The organism is Xanthomonas cucurbitae (genome assembly GCF_002939885.1).
Classification (GTDB): domain Bacteria; phylum Pseudomonadota; class Gammaproteobacteria; order Xanthomonadales; family Xanthomonadaceae; genus Xanthomonas; species Xanthomonas cucurbitae.
In genome coordinates this window covers 1-1,111 of record NZ_MDED01000105.1, presented here as the reverse complement: position 1 = coordinate 1,111, position 1,111 = coordinate 1, and the positions used below count along the sequence as shown (strand labels likewise).

The 1,111-nt window shown below is 59.6% G+C and carries 1 protein-coding gene; it reads right to left on the bottom strand.

From position 1 onward, the window contains the following. Positions 1 to 1,055, bottom strand: a 1,055-nt coding sequence (locus tag XcuCFBP2542_RS18910; RefSeq protein ID WP_104605771.1) for an IS5 family transposase, incomplete at its 3' end; no start/stop codon positions are given. Positions 1,056 to 1,111: the final 56 nt, after the last annotated feature.

Here is a 1,111-nt window from a genome sequence, read left to right as displayed (position 1 = left end):
ACCCACGCCTCGGCCACCTTGGGCAGCCGATCGTGGTGCATGACGAGTCGGCGTGCACGGTCGTTCCAGGCATGCGTGCGTTCGACCACCCAACGCTTGGCCAGCACCACAAATCCCTGAGCACTGGCTTTCACCGTGAATAGGTCCGGCTGCTCTGGACCCATCCAACGCCCCACGTTCTTGTTGGCCGGATGCCGCACGACCTGTACCCGGATGTTGTGACACTGCGACAGCAGCTGCGCACACTGCCCTGCGTAACCGCTGTCGGTGTACAGCGTCTGGATGCTCGGATATTTTTCCATCGCCCGTTCCACCACCGGATAAGCGCCATCGCGGTCCTGCATGCTGGCGGCGGTGACGCTCACGGCAAGCAGCAATCCGAGCGTATCCACCACCAGATGCCGTTTGCGCCCTTTGACCTTCTTGCCGGCGTCATAGCCAGTGTCGCCACCTTGCGCAGAACCGCGCGTGGATTGTGCATCGATCACTGCGGCGGTGGGTTCTTCGTTCCTTCCTTCGCGCTCGCGCCATTGCCCGCGCAGGCGGTCGTGCATCTGCTCGAACTTGCCTTGCTCGCTCCAGCGGCGGAAGGTGCGATACACGTTTTGCCAACGTGGAAAATGTACTGGCAGCATCCGCCACGACCCACCGCTGCGCACCACATAACAACACGCATCCACCAGCGTTCTGCGGCTGATGCGCGGCGGCAAACCGCGCCCGCCTTCCTTCTCGAAAATATCCCTGACCAGTGCCCATTCGGCGTTGGTCAGGCAACTCGGGTAGGTCTGTTCCGGCTCCTGGCGAGCGTGCGCATCGGTATAGCCATAACGCGACTTATCGATCTGGACTTTCTCGATCGTTACCACCTCATGGCTAGGGCGGCGCTCGATACCAAGCCTTTTCAACGTCGAGACCACCGTTTGCTCATGAACATGCACGTTGCAGCGGCGGAGAAGCTCAAGCCTGATTTCCTCCAACGTCGCCGTCGGATCCGACGCGACGATGTCCATCAACACAGCTTCATGTTCGACTTGAATCTTCAGTGGGCGGCCCATTTCGATGACTGTCTGTGATGAGATGGCACTATTATATCATTATGTAAACACCCTCT